19 protein-coding genes are annotated in these 20,484 nt (G+C 65.8%); 10 read left to right on the top strand and 9 right to left on the bottom strand.

Translation table 11 applies throughout. From position 1 onward, the window contains the following. Window positions 1-13: 13 nt before the first annotated feature. Entirely contained in the window at window positions 14-832 is an 819-nt protein-coding gene (locus tag HL666_RS28715; protein ID WP_172131986.1) for an SDR family NAD(P)-dependent oxidoreductase, read from the top strand. Window positions 833-865: 33 nt separating this feature from the next. Beyond that, the gene (locus HL666_RS28720) at window positions 866-2,173 is read left to right on the top strand and encodes an SCP2 sterol-binding domain-containing protein (protein ID WP_172184896.1); all 1,308 of its coding nucleotides are present in this window, start codon (window positions 866-868) and stop codon (window positions 2,171-2,173) included. A gap of 55 nt (window positions 2,174-2,228) precedes the next feature. On the opposite strand, the gene HL666_RS28725 is transcribed toward HL666_RS28720, so the two are convergent. The 5 genes from HL666_RS28725 to HL666_RS28745 form a co-directional block, all read right to left on the bottom strand. Next, window positions 2,229-2,879 carry a hypothetical protein gene (locus HL666_RS28725; protein WP_210262274.1) on the bottom strand — a complete coding sequence of 217 codons (651 nt, stop codon included), beginning with the start codon at window positions 2,877-2,879 and terminating at the stop codon, window positions 2,229-2,231. Between the two features lie 203 nt (window positions 2,880-3,082). Next, on the bottom strand, window positions 3,083-3,550 hold the full coding sequence (locus HL666_RS28730; RefSeq protein WP_172109355.1) for a hypothetical protein: 468 nt from the start codon (window positions 3,548-3,550) through the stop codon (window positions 3,083-3,085). Window positions 3,551-4,592: 1,042 nt separating this feature from the next. Then, entirely contained in the window at window positions 4,593-5,780 is a 1,188-nt protein-coding gene (gene alr, locus HL666_RS28735; RefSeq protein ID WP_172184900.1) for an alanine racemase, read from the bottom strand. 45 nt (window positions 5,781-5,825) lie between these two features. Beyond that, the gene (locus HL666_RS28740; RefSeq protein WP_172109353.1) at window positions 5,826-7,334 is read right to left on the bottom strand and encodes a replicative DNA helicase; all 1,509 of its coding nucleotides are present in this window, start codon (window positions 7,332-7,334) and stop codon (window positions 5,826-5,828) included. 635 nt (window positions 7,335-7,969) lie between these two features. Next, window positions 7,970-9,220, bottom strand: coding sequence for a cyclopropane fatty acid synthase (locus HL666_RS28745; protein ID WP_172184902.1), 1,251 nt, complete (start codon window positions 9,218-9,220; stop codon window positions 7,970-7,972). Between the two features lie 413 nt (window positions 9,221-9,633). Between HL666_RS28745 and HL666_RS28750 the strand changes: the two genes are divergently transcribed. Continuing rightward, complete coding sequence (locus tag HL666_RS28750; RefSeq protein ID WP_172184904.1) at window positions 9,634-10,431, top strand: hypothetical protein; 798 nt, start codon at window positions 9,634-9,636, stop codon at window positions 10,429-10,431. 60 nt (window positions 10,432-10,491) lie between these two features. Here the strand turns inward: HL666_RS28750 and rplI are convergent, their stop codons facing one another. The 4 genes from rplI to rpsF all read right to left on the bottom strand — a co-directional run bounded on the left by rplI (window position 10,492) and on the right by rpsF (window position 12,930). Continuing rightward, window positions 10,492-11,085, bottom strand: a complete 594-nt coding sequence (rplI, locus tag HL666_RS28755) for a 50S ribosomal protein L9 (protein ID WP_172109351.1) — start codon at window positions 11,083-11,085, stop codon at window positions 10,492-10,494. A gap of 49 nt (window positions 11,086-11,134) precedes the next feature. Next, window positions 11,135-12,091 carry a DUF2232 domain-containing protein gene (locus HL666_RS28760; RefSeq protein ID WP_172131980.1) on the bottom strand — a complete coding sequence of 319 codons (957 nt, stop codon included), beginning with the start codon at window positions 12,089-12,091 and terminating at the stop codon, window positions 11,135-11,137. Window positions 12,092-12,223: 132 nt separating this feature from the next. Next, entirely contained in the window at window positions 12,224-12,463 is a 240-nt protein-coding gene (gene rpsR / locus HL666_RS28765; protein ID WP_006610961.1) for a 30S ribosomal protein S18, read from the bottom strand. A gap of 5 nt (window positions 12,464-12,468) precedes the next feature. Continuing rightward, entirely contained in the window at window positions 12,469-12,930 is a 462-nt protein-coding gene (gene rpsF / locus HL666_RS28770) for a 30S ribosomal protein S6 (protein WP_172109349.1), read from the bottom strand. 344 nt (window positions 12,931-13,274) lie between these two features. Between rpsF and fabD the strand changes: the two genes are divergently transcribed. The 7 genes from fabD to gmk all read left to right on the top strand — a co-directional run bounded on the left by fabD (window position 13,275) and on the right by gmk (window position 20,424). Beyond that, window positions 13,275-14,234, top strand: coding sequence for an ACP S-malonyltransferase (gene fabD / locus HL666_RS28775; protein ID WP_172184965.1), 960 nt, complete (start codon window positions 13,275-13,277; stop codon window positions 14,232-14,234). A 33-nt stretch (window positions 14,235-14,267) separates the two neighbouring features. Beyond that, window positions 14,268-15,005 carry a 3-oxoacyl-[acyl-carrier-protein] reductase gene (fabG, locus tag HL666_RS28780; RefSeq protein WP_172184906.1) on the top strand — a complete coding sequence of 246 codons (738 nt, stop codon included), beginning with the start codon at window positions 14,268-14,270 and terminating at the stop codon, window positions 15,003-15,005. Between the two features lie 450 nt (window positions 15,006-15,455). Beyond that, entirely contained in the window at window positions 15,456-15,695 is a 240-nt protein-coding gene (locus HL666_RS28785) for an acyl carrier protein (RefSeq protein WP_006610957.1), read from the top strand. 221 nt (window positions 15,696-15,916) lie between these two features. After that, the gene (fabF, locus tag HL666_RS28790) at window positions 15,917-17,182 is read left to right on the top strand and encodes a beta-ketoacyl-ACP synthase II (RefSeq protein WP_172109346.1); all 1,266 of its coding nucleotides are present in this window, start codon (window positions 15,917-15,919) and stop codon (window positions 17,180-17,182) included. 287 nt (window positions 17,183-17,469) lie between these two features. Further along, a complete protein-coding gene (mltG, locus tag HL666_RS28795) occupies window positions 17,470-18,750 on the top strand; it encodes an endolytic transglycosylase MltG (RefSeq protein WP_172184908.1) in 1,281 nt (426 codons plus the stop codon). 123 nt (window positions 18,751-18,873) lie between these two features. Beyond that, window positions 18,874-19,761: a YicC/YloC family endoribonuclease gene (locus tag HL666_RS28800; protein ID WP_172184910.1), complete on the top strand. Its 888-nt coding sequence runs from the start codon at window positions 18,874-18,876 to the stop codon at window positions 19,759-19,761. Between the two features lie 3 nt (window positions 19,762-19,764). Then, on the top strand, window positions 19,765-20,424 hold the full coding sequence (gene gmk, locus HL666_RS28805) for a guanylate kinase (protein WP_172109343.1): 660 nt from the start codon (window positions 19,765-19,767) through the stop codon (window positions 20,422-20,424). The last annotated feature ends 60 nt before the right edge of the window (window positions 20,425-20,484 follow it).

Consider the following 20,484-nt stretch of genomic DNA (forward strand, 5'->3'; position numbering starts at 1 on the left):
TTGGATCTGACCGATGACCAACCGATCGCAGCGCCCGCTGGCGCAGGCGGAGCGCCTGAGGCGGGCCTATGGTGCCCATGCGGTGGTAACCGGCGCCTCAGACGGGATCGGCCGCGCGTTCGCTATGCGGCTGGCGGAGGCTGGCTTCGGCCTCGTGCTGGTCGCACGGCGCGAGGCCGTGCTGGAAGCGCTGGCCGCCGAGCTCGAATCGCGCGCAGGCACTCGCCCTGTCGTGATCTCAGCCGATCTCTCGGTGCCGGAGGACGTCGCCCGGATCGAGCGGGAGACCGCGCATCTCGATGTCGGCCTGCTGGTCGCGGCCGCAGGCTTCGGCACCTCGGGCCCGTTCGTCGAGGGCGATCTTGCAGCCGAGCTCGACATGATCGACGTCAACTGCCGCGCGCTGGCGCAACTCACGTATCTGTTCGGCCGGCGCTTCGCCGCGCGACGGCGCGGCGGCATCGTGCTGATGAGTTCGCTGGTCGCGTTCCAGGGCGTGCCGCGCGCCGCCAACTACGCGGCGACCAAGGCCTTCGTGCAGAGCCTCGCCGAGGGGCTGGCACCGGAGCTCAGGCCTGTTGGCGTCGACGTGCTGGCCTCGGCGCCGGGGCCTGTGATGAGCGGCTTCGGCCAGCGCGCCCGCATGGCGATCGCGAGCGGGCAGACGCCGGACGAGGTCGCCGTCGGCACGCTCAACATGCTCGGACGGCGCACCACGGTGCGGCCCGGCTTACTCGCCAAGGCGCTGGAGGCCAGCCTGATGCTGCTGCCGCGCTCGGCCCGTGCCGCGATGCTGGCGCGGGTGATGGCCGGCATGACAAAGGCGGCGTGAGTGGACCAGTCCCGCAGCCCGGAGCGCGAAGCCATGACGACCGCCACGCCGCCCGCCGCTGCCGTCGCGCCGTTGCCGCGGCTGTCGGCGGCCGAGCTGCTCGATCTCGCGCGTGCCTGCGGCGCCGATGATTGCGGCCTCGCCTCGATCGACGATCCCAGTCTTGCCGAGGACCGGCCCTACATCCTCGCAGCGTTTCCAAAGGCGCGCACGCTCCTGGTGCTGGTCGGACGGATGCATCGCGAGCCGGTCCGTTCGCCGGCGCGCTCGGTCGCCAATCTCGAGTTTCACCGCTCCGGCGACCACATCGACGAGGTCGCGCGCGGCATCGTCCGCGCGCTGGAGGATCGCGGCATCCGCGCGCTCAACCCGGCGATGGCGTTCCCGATGGAGATGGACAACTTCCCGGACCGCGCCTGGATCGTCTCGCACAAGCGCGCCGCCGAGGCGGCCGGGCTCGGCCGCATGGGCATCCATCGCAGCGTCATCCATCCGCGCTTCGGCAGCTTCATCCTGCTCGGCACGGTGCTGATCGCCGCCGAGGTCGATGCCGTCGGGACCCCGCTCGAGCATAATCCGTGCCTGGAGTGCAAGCTGTGCGTCGCCGTCTGTCCGGTCGGCGCGATCAAGCCCGACGGAGCCTTCGACTTCTCCGCTTGCCTCACCCACAACTATCAGCAGTTCATGGGCGGCTTCGTGAACTTCGTCGAGGACATCGCCGAGGCCAAATCGGCCAAGGACCTGCGCGGCCGCATGAGCTACGCCGAGACGGTGACGCGCTGGCAGAGCCTGTCCTATGGGCCGAACTACAACGCCGCCTATTGCCTTGCGGTCTGCCCGGCCGGCCATGACGTCATCGGGCCTTATCTCGCAGACCGCAAGCAGCACGTCGCTGATGTGCTCGAGCCGCTGACGCGCAAGACCGAGCCGGTCTATGTCATGCCCGGCAGCGACGCCGCCGACTACGTCGCTCGGCGCTTTCAGCACAAAAAGATCCGCTTCGTGCGGTCGAGCGCGCGGGCGACCTCGATCCGCGGCTTCCTCCAGGGCATGCGGCTGACCTTCCAGCCGGGCAAGTCCAAAGGCCTCGATGCGAGCTACCACTTCACCTTCACCGGCGCAGAGCCGGCTGAAGCCACCGTCACCATCCGCGACCGCCGGCTGACCGTGCAGCCCGGCCATGTCGGCAAGGCCGACCTCAGCATCACCGCCGATGCAACGAACTGGCTGCGCTTCCTCGCCAAGGAGATCTCGGTGGCGCGACTGATCCTGACGCGCACGCTGAAGCTGAAGGGGCCGGTGCGGCTGATGGCGGCGTTCGGGAAATGCTTTCCGTCCTGATGGAAGACAGGCGTCATCACGCAAGGGATGCGCGCGAGGAGTCGCTTCAACGCTGTCACACGATCTGGTCGGATCGGCGATCCTGGCGAGGCTGTTCCCGCTCCATCGGGTGATCGTCATCCGCCAGCGTGCTCTTGTTCGATCGGACGCCGGAGCTGGAGCCGTCGCTGTCTCCCGAGGCCGTCGAGGCGGCGGCTGGATGGTCAATTTGCTGCTCCCCCGACGGCGGTGAAGTTGGTTGCGGCACATCGTCGTCGCGCTCGTTGCGGAAGCGCCGACGCAGCTTTTCCCCCTGGTCGAAGATGATCCCGAGCAGCCAGCCTGCGATCGGCCGCGCGATCGCACGGAACGATCGGGCGATGATGAAGCCGCCCTTGACGTTCTCGATCGGGAAGGCCAGCGCGTTGATCAGCGTATCCGCGGTTACGTGCCTGTAGTTGTTCGCCAGATGCTCGGAATTGATCAGCATCTGGATGGTCGGCTTGTCGTCGTCGCCGTTGATCAGGACCTTTGCAAAGAACCTGTCCGACCCGGTCAGCTCGTTGGCAGCCGCCGCAGGAAGGGGATGCAGGCGCACCAAACTGGCTTCGGTTTCCTTGCGGTAGTGGATCGCGAGCGTGAGCTGGCCCATCTGCACGGCTGCCAGCAGCGCGTCGAGATAGCCGGTATCGATCTCGGGGCGCTCGAATTTGACGCCCGGCACCATCTCGATGATATCGAGAATGCTGCCAAGATCCGCCGCCGCCGCCGCGCGGGTCGCCAGGCTGGCGGCGAGGTCGGCAATGGCGCCGGAGGCTTTCGCGAACTGCCCGCCGACGCTTTTCGCCGCGCCGCTGGCGATTTCCTTGAGTTTGGAGAACAAAGCAATGTCTTTCGTTGGACGAGGGACCAATCATTGACCTGAGGCGCCTAGACTCGTCGGCTTCTCCCAACTCCAGCAAAATATCTAGGCTTCGCCGTCGCAGCCTCAAGGTCCGACATCGCAATGAACGGCCAAGCCGCGAACTCGCCTGCCTCTTCGAACTCTTGCCATCGCCGAGCCTTGCGGCGTTCCCACCAACCGAAAGTTAGGATGTTCATCGGCCAGTTCACGATTTGAAGGAACGAGTATTCGGGCCAGAGATACTCATTGCGACTGTGCAGGAACACGATCCACTTTGCGATGTTGCGTCGATCACGGCGGGATATCTTGTGCCGGCCCTTTGCATAATGGCTCTTTGTATCGTCGTAGAGTGTCCATGCGGCCTGCTTGACGGCAACCGCTCCGCGATCGCGCCAATCAACCTCGACCTCATCCAGAGTGTCGTTGTCGATCCGTCCGGCGACGTAGCGCCGCAGAGCCAGGGCCAATCGAACTCGGGACTGCTCACAAATCATGCGCCGGTCTCGCTTGCAGGCTGGAAGACGTCCATATCACATCATCCCGAACACGATATCCAGAAGCCGCTGCCGATCTGCCCGACAGGGTTCGCATTCGTGCGCGGAGAAGTCGGATTTCTCAGCGAATTCAAAGCGACTTACCTTGTCCAGTGCTGCGCGGAAAAATATTCATCTTTCGTTTTTCCGAAAATTATGATTGTATAGCGCCGTCCCGCCTCGATACGAGGGGCGCATCGCGATCGTCACGACACGCGGGGTGGGATGCGGTGGGCGCTTCGGGTCGCAGCATGGCTTGGCCGTGCGGACGAACGGCACGGAGCGCACGTCGAAAACGTATGGTCCTGGCATCTCGACGCTGATGCTACGCCGGCGGTGACGATGATCCGCCGGTCACGGGGGCAAGACAGCCGATCCCCGGGGAGAGTACGCATAAGACGTAAGGCCATCGCGCAGGGAATGCCGGTTGACCGGCTGGACCTGTGGTTCCTGCCGCCTGCATTTTTTTCGCAGGCGGGCCATGGGTTGCGGCCAGCACCCGGCATTCCCTGCGCCCTCGTTTGATAGGAGGGTGAAGATGAGATGTACGACTCGGCGCGAACGGCGCGCGAGAATGAGGAGGCGTGGCCTCCAATGAGATCGAATGGTTGCACCTCACACTCGATCGTCGTTCCCGCGAAAGAGCGGATCCAGTACGCCGCGGCCGATCGAGGACTCACAACGGTCTCTGGAATACTGGATCGCCCGGTCAAGCCGGGCGATGACAGCGGAGAGGGGCGGGCAATGGTGCGTCCGCATGCAGCCCCCACATCAGCCCGGAGTGCTTCCGCCTTCGCTCTTCGAGCTGCGCCCTGATGAGATCGATCGCACCTCACACTCGGTCGTCATCCCCGCGAAGGCGGGGATCCAGTACGCCGCGGCCCATCGAGGACTCACAGCCGTCTCTGGAATAGTGGAACGCCCGGTCGAGCCGGGCGATGACAGCGGAAGTTGGCGCACGGGCCCGGCATCGCGTGGTTGGCGAAGCGTCGCCGTCAGACAATCAGCTCTCCGCCGCCGCCGCGTCGCCCTTGTAGATGCGGTGATAGCGCCGGCCGAGATTGGTCAGGACTTCGTAGCCGATGGTGCCGAAATGATGCGCGAGCTCGTCGACGGTGATGCCTTCGCCGAGCAAAGTGGCGAAGTGGCCGCGGCGGGCGGCTTTCGGCGGCAGGTCTGTCACGTCCACCGCGATCAGGTCCATCGACACGCGGCCGGCGACGGGACAGCGCTGGCCGGCGATGATGACGTCGGCGCCGCGGGTGCCGTCGTTGGACGAGGCGGCGCGGAAATAGCCGTCGGCATAGCCGGCGGAGAGGATCGCGATTTTCGTCGGCCGGCGCGCGGTCCAGGTGCCGCCATAGCCGACGGCGTCACCGCGGGCGAGGTCGCGCAGCTGAACGATGCGAGCCTTGATCTCGGCGACCGGCAGCATCGGGTTGTCGGCCTCCGGCGTCGGGTTGACGCCGTAGAGCGCCGCACCGGGACGCACCATGTCGAACTGGAAGGAGGCGCCGAGGAAGATGCCGGAGGAGGCGGCGAGCGCAGCCGGTACGCCGGTGAAGACGCTCGTGACCTCTCGGAATGTCGCGAGCTGGCGCGCATTCGCGGGGCTGTTGACCTGCTCGGCCGAGGCGAGATGGCTCATCACCAGCGTGATGCCGTGGTCGCCGGTCTGAATGCGCGGGATCATGCCCTGCGCATCGATCGGGGGCAGGCCGAGCCGGTTCATGCCGGTGTCGACATGGATGGCAGCACCGCCCTTCCATCCCGTGCGGCGGCAGAACATGTCCCACTCGGCAAGCTCATTGAGATCGCCGATGACGGGGCGGCAATTGATCGCCGCGTAGTCGTCGCCGGTGTTCTGGAAGAAGCCGTCGAGCACGTAGAGCGCGGCCGTGTCGGGCAGCGCGGCGCGCGCGGTCTTGGCCTCGCCGAGCGTCGCGACGAAGAAGGTCTTGCAGCCGGCGGCCGCGAGCGTGCGCGCCACCTGGGGGATGCCGCAGCCATAGGCGTCGGCTTTGATCACGCCGGCGCATTCGGCCGGCACCGCCGTCTTTTCCAGCTTGCGCCAGTTGGCGGCGAGCGCGTCGAGATCGATGGTCAGCACGCCCGTGGCGCTGGCCGGAACTTGGCTGACATCGTCAGCCAATGCGGGATGCTCGGGAGGTTTCGGTTCGGGAACACTCATGGGGCGCTTTTACGCGCCGCAGCGTCTGCGTTCAACAGCACACGGTCAATAGTCGTGGTTCTGCTGCACCATGCCGTCATGGGCGAGATCGCCGAACCGGGTGACCGAGGCGTCGAAGTGCAATTCGACCGTGCCGGTCGGGCCGTGGCGCTGCTTGCCGATGATGACTTCGGCCTTGCCGAGCGCCAGATCCATCTCCATCTGCCATTTCTGGTGCTCCTCGGTGCCGGGGCGCGGCTCCTTGGCGGCCAGATAGTACTCGCCACGGTACACGAACAGCACGACGTCGGCGTCCTGCTCGATCGAGCCGGATTCACGCAGGTCCGACAGTTGCGGCCGCTTGTCCTCGCGGTTTTCGACCTGACGCGACAGCTGCGACAGCGCGATGATGGGAACGCTGAGCTCCTTGGCCAGCGCCTTCAGGCTGGTGGTGATCTCGGTAATTTCCTGCACGCGGTTGTCGTTGCCGCGCTTGCCCGAGCCCGACAGCAGCTGGATGTAGTCGATCACCAGCAGGTCGAGGCCCTTCTGGCGCTTCAGCCGGCGGGCGCGGGCCATCACCTGCGCGATCGAGATGCCGCCGGTTTCGTCGACATAAAACGGCAGCGACTGCAGCTCGATCGAGCATTCGCGCAGCTTCTCGAAATCGGCCTCGGTGATGCCGCCACGGCGGATGTGGCTGGAGGGAATGCCAGAGCGCTCTGCGATGATACGGGTGGCGAGCTGCTCGCCGCTCATTTCGCACGAGAAGAATCCGACCACGCCGCCCTGCGCGGCCCGATAGGTGCCGTCGGGCTGCAGTTCCGGAACATAAGCCTGGGCGACGTTGTAGGCGATGTTGGTGGCGAGCGAGGTCTTGCCCATGCCGGGACGGCCGGCGAGGATGATCAAGTCCGAATGCTGCAGGCCGCCCATCTTGGCGTCGAGATCGCGCAGGCCCGTGGAGATGCCCGACAGCTTGCCGTCGCGCTGGAACGCCTTGGCGGCCATGTCGAGCGCGGTCGTCAGCGCCTGCGAGAATTTCTGGAAGCCGCCGTCGTAGCGGCCGGACTCGGCGAGCTCGTACAGCCGGCGCTCGGCATCCTCGATCTGGTTGCGCGGCGCGAAGTCGACCGGCGCGTCATAGGCGACGTTGACCATGTCCTCGCCGATGCCGATCAGGTCACGGCGCAACGACAGGTCGTAGATGGTGCGGCCATAGTCCTGAGCGTTGATGATCGTGGTCGCCTCGGCCGCGAGCCGCGCCAGGTATTGCCCGACGGTCATGCCGCCAAGATCGACGTCAGCCGGCAGGAACGTCTTCAAGGTCACGGGCGTCGCGACCTTGCCCATCCGGATCAGGCTGCCGGTGGTTTCGAAAATGGTCTGATGCAGCGGTTCGAAGAAATGCTTCGGCTCGAGGAAGTCGGAGACACGATAGAATGCGTCGTTGTTGACCAGGATGGCGCCGAGCAGACCCTGCTCCGCCTCGATGTTGTGAGGCGCGCTGCGATAGGCCGGCGTGGCGGCGTCCGTAGGAGCCAGCTTGAGAACGTTCGAATCGGTCAATGCCATGGATGCGTGTTTAGCAGCTTTGAAGGGGAGGGGATAAAGCGCCAGTCGCTGCCTAAGCGGAAGCGAAAGCTGAGCGCTATTCACCGTCCGGTAAATCTGGTGGATGAATCCGGACTCGCCAGATGCCGTGCTTGACGGGATCAGGGAGACTCGCGGCCGCTCGCGGTGGAACGGAACCCCGGTTCAATCATGGGGCGAGAGCCGCCGCGCAACCGCTAGTCTCGGTGCGAGCGAGACTGGGGGAGACGGGAGAAGAAGCCGGCAGCGGTCAGCCCGCGCAGGTGCGGCCTTCCGGGGGGTGCGTGGCGTCAGACCAGCAGCAGATAGAGCAGCGCGATGAGGGATGCGCCCACGCCGGCGGCAATCAGCGCGTAGTCGGTGCTGAAGTCGGTCTTGGGTTCCAACATGGCTTGCGTGGGGCTCTGGGACATGCCGGAACATTACGGCCGCATATTCACGGGGTCTGTGAGCCAGTTCACAGATCGAACGATTTGTTCGAAAGTTTGAGACGGATCGCTGCGATCTCGCTTTTGGCGTGCGCCTCATCGGATGAGCATCTCGAAATTGAAGTTGGGGCCGCAAGAGAGTTGAGCGGAGGCTTTCGATGGCTCGTCAATGATCGCAGCTCGCGCTCACTACTCTCCTGCCATCCGCAGTGCCGGACGGGTGCTGCGCTCGAGCGTGCGCAGCCGGGCCTCCTCGTGAGGGATGTAGTCGCGCGTCATGGGCACCACGCCCTGGCGCCTGGTCAGCTGGATCTGGAAGTTCATCATGTTCTGCTTGCGGAATGCCATCTCCGCACAAGCCAGGTAGAACTCCCACATCCGCGCAAAGCGCTCGTCATAGAGCTGCACGGCCTCCTCGCGGCGGGCCAGGAAGCGCTCGCGCCAGGCTTTCAGCGTCTGCGCGTAGTGCAGCCGCAGGACCTCGATGTCGCAGACCAGGAGGCCGGCGCGCTCGATGGCCGGCAGCACCTCGGAGAGGGCCGGGATGTAGCCGCCGGGGAAAATGTATTTGGCGATCCACGGATTGGTGGCGTCCGGCCCCTCGGAGCGTCCGATCGAATGCAGCACCATGATGCCGTCCTCGTCGAGCAGCTCGGCGCAACGGCGGAAGAAGGTGTCGTAGAAGGCGACGCCGACATGCTCGAACATGCCGACCGAGACGATGCGGTCGAACGTGCCGGGCACGTCGCGGTAGTCCTGGAGCAGAAAGCGCGCGGAGGCGGAGAGGTGCCGTTCCGCGGCGCGGGCCCTGGCGACTTGCAACTGCTCGGTCGACAGCGTCACGCCGGTGATGTCGGCGCCGAGAATCTCCGCCAGATACAGGCCGAGACCACCCCAGCCGCAGCCGATGTCGAGCACGCGGTCGTTGCGGCCGATCATGAGCTTGGCGGCGATATGGCGCTTCTTGGCGAGCTGGGCGTCATCGAGCGTCGCGTCCGCACGCTCGAAATAGGCGCAGGAATATTGCCGGTCGGCGTCGAGGAACAGCGCGTAGAGCCGGCCGTCGAGATCATAGTGGTGGGCGACGTTGTGGCGCGCGCGTTGTTGGATGTTGAGCTGACGCAGCAGTCTGATCCCATAGCGCAGCCACCATTGCATCTTCGCCCATCGCGGCACCATTGCCGGCTGATCCATCACCACCGCGAGCAGGTCGGCAATCGAGCCTTGCTGGATGACCAAGGAGCCATCCATGTAGATTTCGCCGAGCGCGAGCTCTGGGTTGGTCAGGATCCGGCGCTCTGCCGCACGGGTGAGGAACCTGGCAGCGACGGGCGCGCCCGTGCCATCGCCGCAGCGGAATGTCGCACCGTCAGCGGTCGTGAAGCTGATCGAGCCGCGGCAGATGAAACGACTGAGGAGACGTCGCAACAAACGGTCCATCCACACCACCCAACGAGTTATCCCCGTGAGATGCCGATCTTTCCCGCTGTTGCACACGACGCATGTCGCCCCGTTTGGTTCCCATGTCCTCTCAATCTATGTTAGTCGTTGGGCATAGGTGGTGCCCCTCGGGTGAACACAAAGCGGTTATTTCAAATGAGATTGAGCGATGGACATCTCCGCGCAGCAGGATCTGTGCGCTTTCATTCCCTCGCCAATTCGCTAAAAAGGCGCCCGCCGGTTGCAAGACCGGCAGCCGGAATATGAGAGCCGGCAGTGGGCTCATGGGTCTGCCGTCGCGGGCGAAGCGGCCGCGGTTGTCGGTCGTTGCGTCCGGGCGGTGAAGAGGAGCATGGCGGCGGTATCGGGCAGAGACCGCGTCGTGAGGGCGAAACGATAGCTGGAGAATGAGGATGGTGGGCCGAGCGCTCAATTTGGCGGCGGCGGTGGCCGTGTTCTGCATGATGCTCGCGAATGGGGCCGCGGCGCAGGAAAATCTGGATGCAGGCAAGACGCCTTCTCAGCTCTACAACGGCACCTGCGTGGTCTGTCACAAATCTCCGCGCGGCCTCGCCAAGAACACGTCGGCGAGCTCGCTGCCGGGGTTCTTGCGGCAACATTACACGACCAGTCCCGAGATGGCCGGCGTGCTCGCCAACTACCTGATCTCGAACGGCGCGGCCGATGCGCGCTACATGGGACACTCGGGCAAGGACGGTAAGGAGACGCGGTCCGAGCGCCGCGCCCGGTCGGCCGTCACCGAGCCTTCCGAGGCGAAGCCTGCCGCCGAAGCGGACGGCCAGGCCGAGCCACGCCGCCGCTCGCGCCACCATTCGAAGCGTTCGGACCCATCGGCGCCGGCCGAGCCGAAGCCCGAGGCCGGAGCGGACGGCAGGGATCCGGTCGCCGGGCCCGCCGATGGCGAGGGCAGCGCGCCGGGCAAGAAGGGCAAAGTCGGCAAGCGCAAGAAGCCGGCCCAGGAGGGAGCCGCTGCGGATGAGATGCGCGGCGAATCCACCGGGGCCACCCGGCCGTCGCCGGCGCGCGACGACAGTGACGCCCGCGCCGAGCCGCCGAAGGTGGAAACACCGAAGTCGAGCGACGCCGCGCCGTCGCTGCGCGCCGACCCGGTGCCGCCGGTGACGCCGGCCCCGGCGACGACGCAGTCGGTGCCGTCGGATCCCTCGGTGCCGTCGTCGCCATCGCGATGAGGCGACTAAAAAGCCCGGCTCGCTGAGCCGGGCTTTTCTGCAAGCGGCGCTGGAGGGCGCTTATTGCTCGGCGGTCTCGCCGGCAGTGCCCTCGTCCTGGGCCTCCGGATCGAAGAACTCGCCGGCGGCGGCGATGGCCTCGGCGGCGGCGTCGCGGTCCTCCTGGCGGGTCGAGATGTCCTCGCCGCGCTTGATGCGCTCGGCCTCGTCGGCGCTGCGGGCCACCGTCACGGTCACCGAGGTCTCGACCTCCGGGTGGATCGCGATGGTGATCTTCTGCTGGCCGATGGTCTTGATCGGCGCATCGAGCCAGACCTGCGGGCGGCTGACGGTGATGCCGTCGGCGGCGAGCGCTACGACGATGTCACGAACCGAGACCGAGCCGAACAGCTGGCCGGATTCGGAGGCCTGGCGGATGATGACGATGTCGCGGCCGTCGATCTTCTCGGCGACCTTGGACGCCTCGCCCTTGGCCTTGATGTTGTTGGCCTCGAGCTCGGCCTTCATGCCCTCATACTTGGCCTTGTTCTCGGCGGTCGCGCGCAGCGCCTTCTTGCGCTTGAGCAGGAAGTTGCGGGCGAACCCGTCCTTGACCTTCACGATCTCGCCCATCTGGCCGAGCTTGGCGACGCGTTCCAGCAGAATGACTTCCATCGATGTTCTCCTTGAGATGTTCGGAAGCGGTTGGTGTGAGGTTGAAGGTCTACGGCACCGGCAACGGCGGCGGTTGCCGCGGGCCGAAGCGGTGGCGGAGGTCGAAGGCGGCGTCGGCGAGGCCGAGGACGACCATCGCCAGCACCGGCCAGATGAACAGCACGATGACGACGTAGATCGAGCCCAGCCACAACGCGCGGCTGCGCAGCGCCAGCGTGAGCGTATGCAGCACGGCGAAGCCGGTCAGCGCGTAGGCCATCAGCAGCGCCGCCGCGATGATGACGGCCATCAAAGCAGGAAGACCGCTGCTAAAGGCGAAGCCGATGGCGACCAGCAGCGCCACCAGCGTCATCGGCGGCAGCGCGGTGGCTCGCAGGTCCGGCCAGGGCCGCCGCAGCCGACCGGAGGTCGCGGAAATCTTGCCGGCGAGCCACAAATTGAGGCTCAGCGTCAGAGTCGCGAACATCGCCGCCCCTCCAGGCGCGATTCGGATGAGCGCGTCGATCCACCGGTCAGCGTCCGGAGGCAACGGAGAGTCGGCGGCGTTCAAGATCCGGGCGAGCGCGCGGCGCAGGGTGCCGGTAATCGTGTCGGCATCGGTGCCGAGCGTCAGCAGGGCGGCCAGTGTCGTGAGCGCCGCCAGGGCGGAGATCCACAGCAGGATGCGACCGATCGGATACCATTCGATTGCACCCGGCGCGTCGGGCGAGGTCGCCTCAGCAGGACGGCCGAGCATCACGAGGTGCCCGAGCCACCAGGCGGGCAGTGCCACGGCCACGACGAAGGCGATGCAGTAGGGGAAGCTGACGAGGAGGCCGAGCCCGATCGCCGCAGCGATGCCGCCGATGCTGGCGTAAAGCGGGCCCCAGGCGATGGCGGTCACCATCAGCGGCAGCGGCGCCAGATAGAACAGGGCAAGCGAGATCAGGACGCCCGAGACGATCGAGGCGAACATGACGGCGGCGGCGGCGCCTGCCGCGAGCGCGATGAGAATCGGTGCGATCATCAGCTGTCCCGCTCCCTTCGAGCGGTTAGAGGCCTCGAGGCCCCAACCATCGGCAACCGGACGACCCGGAAGCCTTATGAGAATTCCAGTCAAGAGAACCGGCGGCGCGAGGCCGCCGGTTTGACGCTGAAATCAGCGAATGACGTAGGGCAGCAGGCCGAGGAAGCGGGCGCGCTTGATGGCACGGGCCAGCTCGCGCTGCTTCTTGGCGGACACCGCCGTGATGCGGCTCGGCACGATCTTGCCGCGCTCGGACACGTAGCGCATCAGCAGCTTGGAGTCCTTGTAGTCGATCTTCGGCGCATTCGGACCCGTGAACGGGCAGGTCTTGCGGCGGCGGAAGAACGGGCGACGTGCGGGGGCTTCAGCCATTGATCTTACTCCTCGTCCGCAGTTTCTTCGTCACGGGGCCGGCGCGGGCCTCGATCACCACGGTCACCGCGATCGCCACGGAAGCCGCCGCCATCGCGCTCACCACGGAAGCCACCGCCGCGGTCATCGCGCTCACGATCGCGATCGGCTTTGCGCATCATGGCCGAGGGGCCTTCCTCAAGCTCGTCGACGCGGACGCTGAGGTAACGGATGACGTCCTCGCTGATCCGCTCCTGACGCTCGATCTCGGCGATCGCCGCGGACGGCGCCTCGATATTGAGCAGCACGAAGTGCGCCTTGCGGTTCTTGTTCATGCGGTAGGTGAGGGAGCGAACGCCCCAATTCTCGGTCTTCGTGACCTTACCGCCGAGACCCTCGACGATACCGGTCATCTGAGCCGTCAGTTCTTCCACCTGCTGGGTGCTCGCGTCCTGACGCGCGAGGAAAACATGCTCGTAAAGCGGCATGGCTGTCCTTTCCAAGTTGGCGCAGATCCCGGCGTCAAGCCCTTCGAGCCCTTGTGGAAAGGACTCGCAGACGTCAGCTCAGAAGGCGGAAACACGGGACGACGGGCCGACTGGCCCTGCCACATCAAAGTCGCCTGGAATAGCAGGTGAAACTTGCTGGGACCGTCCGTTCAGCTCCCGGCTCGGGATCCACGGATGGCGGGCCTTATACCGATTTTCGGCGTCAAGGCAAGGGAAAGTGGTCGAATTGCGCCCGTCACGCGCTTGACATGACAGCCGTTGCCAGTGTCTTTCCGGCCAAAGTTACTCAATTCCAGGGATTTTGGAACGTTCAGGGGGCGGCCATGACGGCAGCATTCACTTTTCCGGGGCAGGGGTCCCAGGCCGTCGGCATGGGCAAGGCGCTCGCGGACGCATTTCCGGCGGCCCGCGCCGTGTTCGACGAGGTCGATGCTTCCCTCGGCGAGAAGCTGACCGCCATCATCTGGGATGGTCCGGCCGAAACCCTGCAACTGACCGAGAATGCCCAGCCCGCCCTGATGGCGGTGTCGATGGCGACCTTGCGGGTGCTGGAGACGGAGGCGGGGTTCTCGGTCGGCCGAGACGCGGCGTTCGTCGCCGGCCATTCTCTCGGCGAATATTCGGCGCTTGCGGCTGCCGGGAGCCTGACGATTGCCGATACCGCCCGCCTGCTGCGCACCCGCGGCCTTGCCATGCAGAAGGCCGTCCCGGTCGGCGTCGGCGCGATGGCGGCGCTGCTCGGCATGGATTACGAGGCTGCGGTCGCCGTGGCCGAAGAGGCGGCCCAGGGTGAGGTCTGCCAGGCCGCGAACGACAATGGCGGTGGCCAGGTGGTCGTCTCCGGCAACAAGGCTGCCGTGGACCGCGCCGTCGAGATTGCACGTGCCAAGGGTGCCAAGCGCGCCATGCTGCTGCCGGTGTCTGCGCCGTTCCACTGCCAGCTGATGCAACCGGCCGCCGATGTGATGGCCGAGGCGCTGTCGAAGGTGACGATCAAGGCGCCGGCCGCGCCGGTCGTGTCCAATGTTCTGGCCGCGCCGATCAGCGATCCCGACGAGATTCGCCGTCGTCTGGTCGAGCAGGTCACGGGGACCGTGCGGTGGCGCGAATCGATCGCCTATATGGCGGGCCAGGGCGTGACGCGATTCTTCGAGATCGGTGCCGGCAAGGTGCTGAGCGGCCTGGTCAAGCGGATCGCGGAGGGCGCAGTGGGCGTCGCCGTCGGCGGGCCGGCGGACATCGCGGCCGCCAAGGATGCGCTGGCTGCAGCCAAAACGTCGTAGAGCGTCGCGTAAGGCGGCATTGAGGAGAGTTGGATGTTCGATCTGAGTGGCAGGACCGCGCTGGTCACCGGCGCGACCGGCGGCATCGGCAATGCGATCGCGAAGGCATTGCATGCCCAGGGGGCGACCGTTGCCGTGTCCGGCACGCGCCGCGAGGTGCTGGAGACCTTGGCGGGCGAGTTGGGCAACCGCGTGCATGTGCTGCCTTGCAACCTGTCGGATGCCGCCGAGGTCGAGGCGCTGGTCCCGGCTGCAGAGCAGGCCATGGGGCAGGTCGACATCCTCGTCGCCAACGCCGGCATCACCCGGGACAACCTGTTCGTGCAGCTGCGCGACGAGGACTGGGACGAGGTGATCAAGGTCAACCTCACCGCCACCTTCCGCCTGTCGCGCGCCGCCACCAAGCTGATGATGCGCAAGCGCTTCGGCCGCATCATCGCGATCACCTCGATCGTCGGCGTCACCGGCAATCCGGGGCAGGGCAATTACACCGCGTCCAAGGCCGGGATCATCGGCATGATCAAGACGCTCGGCGCCGAATACGCCAAGCGCGGCGTCACCGCCAACTGCATCGCACCCGGCTTCATCAAGACGCCGATGACGGATGCGCTCAACGAGAAGCAGCGCGAGAGCATCCTGGCCAAGGTGCCGGCGGCGCGCCTGGGCACGCCCGAGGATATTGCTGCAGCTGCGGTGTACCTCGCTTCCAACGAGGCCGCCTATGTCACGGGTCAGACCATCCACGTCAACGGCGGCATGGCCATGATCTAGCTCTTGATCTAGCTCCTGGCCCGCGGCCCGGAATGCGGCGAAAAGACGTCGCGCTTACGGGCCGGGGCCGTGTGGTCAATGATTCGCGTGTATGGTAACCGAGCCGCTCACGGGGGCACGAAGAACGCCATTGCAGGATTTCCAAACCCTGTATATTGGCGGGGCGAGCTGCCATCGTTCGCCGGGCCTCCGTCCGGCTGGTGCTGCTGATCCGGGTTCCTGTTCGAGCGTCCAGGATCGGAGGCGTACCGGCCTCATGGAGTGTGTGGATTGGAGTTTGTGAGTGGCCCCGTTTCCGAAGTTTTCGGACCGCATGTTGTCCGCCAATTTCGGTAAAGGGGCGCTGCGGGGCAAATCTGGTTTTGCGCGATCGCGAAGGAAGTTTGACGGCCGGGGTGATGCGGATCATCCGGGGGTCGGGTCTTAAAGGAACAAGCACGAGGTTGAACGATGAGTGAGATTGGCGAGCGGGTTAAGAAGATCGTGGTCGAACACCTTGGTGTCGAGCCCGAGAAAGTGGTCGACAACGCGAGCTTCATTGACGACCTCGGTGCCGACAGCCTCGACACGGTCGAGCTCGTCATGGCTTTCGAGGAAGAGTTCGGTTGCGAGATCCCGGACGACGCCGCAGAGACCATCCTGACGGTCGGCGACGCCACCAAGTTCCTCGAGAAGAACGCCAAGAGCTGACGCTCCGGCGAGAGTTGCGCGAAACCGGCCGATCCGTCTTGCGCGGTCGACCGGTTTCTTGCTGTTGGCGGCATGCGATGAGCCGTCATCCGGCGGCCGGCAAGGCACCATTCGGACGCGATGGCCGGCCCAGAACGTGTTGCTCGAACAATTGACCCGAGGTGCCGCGACGGCCGTCAGCCGGTTCACAAGCGCTCAAGGTCGGGTCTGGAGAAACGAACATGAGGCGGGTTGTCGTCACTGGCCTTGGCATGGTTTCGCCGCTTGGCTGTGGTGTGGAAACGACCTGGCAGCGGATCCTTCAGGGCAAGAGCGGTGCGCGCGTGATCGAGTCGTTCGACGTCTCCGATCTGCCCGCCAGGGTGGCCTGCCAGGTGCCGCGAGGCGCTGGCAATGACGGCACGTTCAATGCCGATCAGTGGATGGAGCCGAAGGACCAGCGCAAGGTCGACGACTTCATCATCTTCGCCATGGCGGCTGCGCGTCAGGCGCTCGACGACGCCAACTGGCATCCCGCGACGGAAGAGGACCGCTGCGCGACCGGCACGCTGATCGGCTCCGGCATCGGCGGCCTCTCGGGCATTGCCGACACCGCGATCCTGCTCAAGGAGCGCGGCCCCCGGAAGGTCTCGCCGTTCTTCATTCCCGGACGTCTGATCAATCTCGCCTCGGGCTATGTCTCGATCGAGCATGGGCTGAAGGGCCCCAATCACTCGGTGGTCACGGCCTGCTCGACGGGCGCGCATGCGATCGGCGACGCGAGCCGGCTGATCGCGCTCGGCGATGCCGACGTCATGGTCGCCGGAGGCACGGAGTCGCCGATCTGCCGAATCGGCATGGCCGGCTTCTGCGCGGCACGCGCGCTCTCCACCGGGTTCAACGAAACGCCGGAACGGGCCTCGCGGCCCTACGACAAGGATCGCGACGGTTTCGTCATGGGCGAGGGTGCCGGCGTGGTCGTGCTCGAGGAGTATGAGCACGCCAAGGCGCGCGGCGCGCGGATCTACGCTGAGGTCTGTGGCTATGGCCTGTCGGGCGATGCCTATCACATCACCTCGCCATCGCCCGATGGTGACGGCGGTTTCCGCAGCATGAGCGCGGCGTTGAAGCGTGCCGGCATCACGGCCGCCGACATCGACTACATCAACGCCCACGGCACCTCGACGCAGGTCGGTGACGAGATCGAGCTTGGCGCGGTCGAGCGTCTGCTCGGCGATGCCGCCTCGAAGGTCTTGATGTCCTCGACCAAATCATCGATCGGTCATCTGCTCGGAGCTGCGGGCGCCGTCGAAGCGATCTTCAGCATTCTCGCGATTCGGGATAACATCGCTCCGCCGACGATCAATCTGGAGAACCCGTCGGTGCAGACGGCGATCGATCTCGTGCCGCACGCGCCTCGCGAACGCGAGATCAACGTGGCGCTGTCGAACTCGTTCGGTTTCGGCGGCACCAACGCCTCTGTGATCCTGCGGCGCGTGGTGAGCTAGTGCGGAGGGACGGAAGGCCGTGCGGACCGATAGTCACTTGGTCACGCGGATATCCGACTGCAGCCACACTAGAACCCAAGACTTCGCGTGTCTTGACTTCGCGTGTCTTTCTCGGTGTCCGCTTAGGACGCCGATACGGTAAGCGGATGTGCATGGCGGGGAGGTCCGGCGAAAACACCTTTTCGCCGTATTCAATGACGAATCGTTGAGATGGGCGTGGACTTCTGGTCGCTTGCGTTGGGGAGCGCACGGCCGCGACGAGAGCGACAGGACTGAAGGTTGCATCGATGAGTGAACGGCCGCCCATCTCGCCCCGCAGTCCGCGCGCAGCGCTGGAGCCCGAACGCGTGCCGCCGCCGCCGCGCCGCTCCGAGCGGGCACGCAACCCCTTCGTGGTGGTCGGCAATGCGATCATCACGCTGCTTCTGCTCGCGATGGTCGGGGCGGGTGCTGCATACTATTATGGCCGGCAGATGCTCGAGGCCGCCGGGCCGCTGCAGGAAGACAGGATCGTCAACATTCCTCAGCGCGCCGGCAAGCGCGACATCGCCGATGTGCTGGCGCGCGAAGGCGTCATCGACGTCAATCCCTGGATATTCATCGGCGGCGTCTACGCATTGAAGGCGAGTTCCGACCTGAAGCCGGGCGAGTATGCGTTCCAGAAGAATGCGTCGCTGCGTGACGTGATCGGCGTGATCGTCGAAGGCAAGGTCGTGCAGCATGGCGTCACGATTCCCGAAGGCCTGACCTCCGAGCAGATCGTCGCCCGCCTGTCCGACAACGAGATCTTCACCGGCAGCGTCCGCGAGATTCCGCGCGAGGGCACGCTGCTGCCGGAGACCTACAAGTTCCCGCGCGGCACCAGCCGCGATCAGGTCATCCAGCGCATGCAACAGGCGCAGAAGCGTGTGCTCGCCGAGATCTGGGAGCGCCGAAGTCCCGATCTGCCGGTCAAGACGCCCGAGCAATTGGTGACCCTGGCCTCGATCGTGGAGAAGGAGACCGGCAAGCCGGACGAGCGCAGCCGTGTCGCCGCGGTGTTCGTGAACCGGCTGAGGCAGCGGATCAAGCTGCAGTCCGATCCGACCATCATCTACGGCCTGGTCGGCGGCAAGGGGACGCTGGGACGTCCGATCAAGCGCAGCGAGATCACTCAGCCCTCGCCCTACAACACCTATGTGATCGAGGGCCTGCCGCCCGGGCCAATCTCGAATCCCGGCCGCGCCTCGCTGGAAGCGACGGCGAATCCGGCGCGCACGCGCGATCTGTATTTCGTGGCTGACGGCACCGGCGGCCATGCCTTCACCGAGACCTACGACCTGCACCAGAAGAACGTCGCGAAGCTCAGGGCGATGGAACGGCAGACCCAGAACGACACCGTCGAGCCGGACGAGGCGTTGCCTGCCGTTGCCGGCGGAGCGGTGGATCCGGCGGCCGGGGCAACCACTCCCAGGGCGCCGGCGGGGGCGAAGAAGCCGCCCGCCAGCCGTGCCCCCGGCGGCGCTGCTCCCGGCAATGGGGCACGGCAGGGCGCCGCACAGCCGACCCCGCCGGTCGTTCAGCAATAATTTCCCACGCAGGCCGGCCGCGCAGAACCGGGCTTAACATTTGCCCAAAAGCCCGTAAGGTTCGCGCACTTTTGGCGGGGCGAGTCTGTCCCCCGCTGCTGATGTGCCGGAGAGATTGACGAAATGGCGCTGTCGAGCATGACCGGCTTTGCCCGTAGCCACGGGGCAAGCGGTCCCTACTCGTTCGAGTGGGAGTTGAAGTCGGTCAATGCCAAGGGATTGGACGTCCGGGTGCGCCTGCCGCAGGGCTGGGACGAGGTCGAGGCGTTCGCCAAGAAGCGCGCCACCGAGGTGCTCTCCCGGGGCACCGTCTATGCGAACCTCACCGTGAAGCGTGCCGAGACCGGTACGACCGTGCGCATCAACGAGGACGTGCTGGCTGCTGTCGTGAAGGTCGCGGGCTCGCTCGCCGGCAGGATCGATGCTGTCGCGCCGAGCATCGATGGCCTGTTGTCCATCAAGGGCGTGATCGAGGTCGCCGAGCCGGAGAGCGACGAGGCCGAGGACAAGGCTGCCAAGGACGCCGCTATGGCGTCGTTCGAAACTGCTCTGAAGCATCTCGTCGAGATGCGCCGGCGCGAGGGCGACACGCTCGGGCAGATCCTCAACCAGCGCGTCGACGAGATCGAAACGCTGGCGAAGAAGGCGGAAGCATCGCCCGGCCGCAAGCCCGAAGCCGTCAAGGCCCGGCTCGCGGAGCAGGTTGCGGCCTTGCTCGAAACGTCCGATCGCTTCGATCCCGATCGCCTGGCGCAGGAGGCGCTGCTGATCGCGGCCAAGGCCGACGTGCGCGAGGAGCTCGATCGCATCGCCTCGCACATCGCGCAGGCGCGCGAGATGCTCGGCAAGGGCGGACCTGTCGGCCGCCGGCTCGACTTCCTCTCCCAGGAATTCCACCGCGAGGTCAACACCACCTGCTCGAAGTCGAACGACATCGAACTGACGAATACGGGACTCGAGATGAAGACCGTGGTCGAGCAGTTCCGCGAACAGGTCCAGAATCTGGAGTGATCCATGGCGGCTCACGACGGAAGCTTTGATGGAGTCGAGCGGCGCGGCCTGATGTTCGTGCTGTCATCGCCTTCAGGGGCGGGCAAGACGACGCTGTCGCGCCTGCTGATCGAGCGCATGTCGGGCCTGCGGATGTCTGTCTCGGCGACGACGCGGCCGATGCGGCCGGGTGAGGTCGACGGCCGCGACTATCACTTCGTCGACCGGGCGCGCTTCGAGGACATGGCCAAGCGCAACGAGCTGCTCGAATGGGCCACTGTGTTCGACAACCGCTATGGCACGCCGCGCGCGCCGGTCGAAGCGGCGTTGTCGGCGGGCCAGGACGTGCTGTTCGACATCGACTGGCAGGGCACGCAGCAGCTGCGCGAGAAGGCGCGGCAGGACGTGGTCAGCGTGTTCATCCTGCCGCCGTCCGCCGCCGATCTGGAGAAGCGTCTCCACACGCGCGCGCAGGACTCCGATGAGGTCATCCGCGGGCGCATGAGCCGGGCCAGCCACGAGATGAGCCACTGGGCGGAGTACGACTACATCGTCATCAACCGCAACGTCGACGACGCGTTTGCCGAGGTGCAGTCGATCCTCAAGGCCGAGCGCCTGAAGCGCGAGCGCCGGACCGGGTTGACGACCTTCGTCCGCGAACTGCAGCGCCAGCTCGAAAGCTGACGTTCCCTAGTATGCTTGTTTGAGCATGATCCTTCGGAAAACCGGTTTCCACTTTTCCGG

Origin of the sequence: Bradyrhizobium aeschynomenes, from assembly GCF_013178945.1 — a bacterium.
GTDB lineage: Bacteria > Pseudomonadota > Alphaproteobacteria > Rhizobiales > Xanthobacteraceae > Bradyrhizobium > Bradyrhizobium aeschynomenes.

What these genes read in the sequence shown, in the direction of transcription:
- HL666_RS28715 (WP_172131986.1), top strand. Translation starts at nt 14, where the DNA reads ATGACCAACCGATCGCAGCGCCCGCTGGCGCAGGCGGAGCGCCTGAGG.
- HL666_RS28720 (WP_172184896.1), top strand. Translation starts at nt 866, where the DNA reads ATGACGACCGCCACGCCGCCCGCCGCTGCCGTCGCGCCGTTGCCGCGG.
- HL666_RS28725 (WP_210262274.1), bottom strand. Translation starts at nt 2,879, where the DNA reads ATGGTGCCGGGCGTCAAATTCGAGCGCCCCGAGATCGATACCGGCTAT.
- HL666_RS28730 (WP_172109355.1), bottom strand. Translation starts at nt 3,550, where the DNA reads ATGATTTGTGAGCAGTCCCGAGTTCGATTGGCCCTGGCTCTGCGGCGC.
- alr (WP_172184900.1), bottom strand. Translation starts at nt 5,780, where the DNA reads ATGAGTGTTCCCGAACCGAAACCTCCCGAGCATCCCGCATTGGCTGAC.
- HL666_RS28740 (WP_172109353.1), bottom strand. Translation starts at nt 7,334, where the DNA reads ATGGCATTGACCGATTCGAACGTTCTCAAGCTGGCTCCTACGGACGCC.
- HL666_RS28745 (WP_172184902.1), bottom strand. Translation starts at nt 9,220, where the DNA reads ATGGACCGTTTGTTGCGACGTCTCCTCAGTCGTTTCATCTGCCGCGGC.
- HL666_RS28750 (WP_172184904.1), top strand. Translation starts at nt 9,634, where the DNA reads ATGGTGGGCCGAGCGCTCAATTTGGCGGCGGCGGTGGCCGTGTTCTGC.
- rplI (WP_172109351.1), bottom strand. Translation starts at nt 11,085, where the DNA reads ATGGAAGTCATTCTGCTGGAACGCGTCGCCAAGCTCGGCCAGATGGGC.
- HL666_RS28760 (WP_172131980.1), bottom strand. Translation starts at nt 12,091, where the DNA reads ATGATCGCACCGATTCTCATCGCGCTCGCGGCAGGCGCCGCCGCCGCC.
- rpsR (WP_006610961.1), bottom strand. Translation starts at nt 12,463, where the DNA reads ATGGCTGAAGCCCCCGCACGTCGCCCGTTCTTCCGCCGCCGCAAGACC.
- rpsF (WP_172109349.1), bottom strand. Translation starts at nt 12,930, where the DNA reads ATGCCGCTTTACGAGCATGTTTTCCTCGCGCGTCAGGACGCGAGCACC.
- fabD (WP_172184965.1), top strand. Translation starts at nt 13,275, where the DNA reads ATGACGGCAGCATTCACTTTTCCGGGGCAGGGGTCCCAGGCCGTCGGC.
- fabG (WP_172184906.1), top strand. Translation starts at nt 14,268, where the DNA reads ATGTTCGATCTGAGTGGCAGGACCGCGCTGGTCACCGGCGCGACCGGC.
- HL666_RS28785 (WP_006610957.1), top strand. Translation starts at nt 15,456, where the DNA reads ATGAGTGAGATTGGCGAGCGGGTTAAGAAGATCGTGGTCGAACACCTT.
- fabF (WP_172109346.1), top strand. Translation starts at nt 15,917, where the DNA reads ATGAGGCGGGTTGTCGTCACTGGCCTTGGCATGGTTTCGCCGCTTGGC.
- mltG (WP_172184908.1), top strand. Translation starts at nt 17,470, where the DNA reads ATGAGTGAACGGCCGCCCATCTCGCCCCGCAGTCCGCGCGCAGCGCTG.
- HL666_RS28800 (WP_172184910.1), top strand. Translation starts at nt 18,874, where the DNA reads ATGGCGCTGTCGAGCATGACCGGCTTTGCCCGTAGCCACGGGGCAAGC.
- gmk (WP_172109343.1), top strand. Translation starts at nt 19,765, where the DNA reads ATGGCGGCTCACGACGGAAGCTTTGATGGAGTCGAGCGGCGCGGCCTG.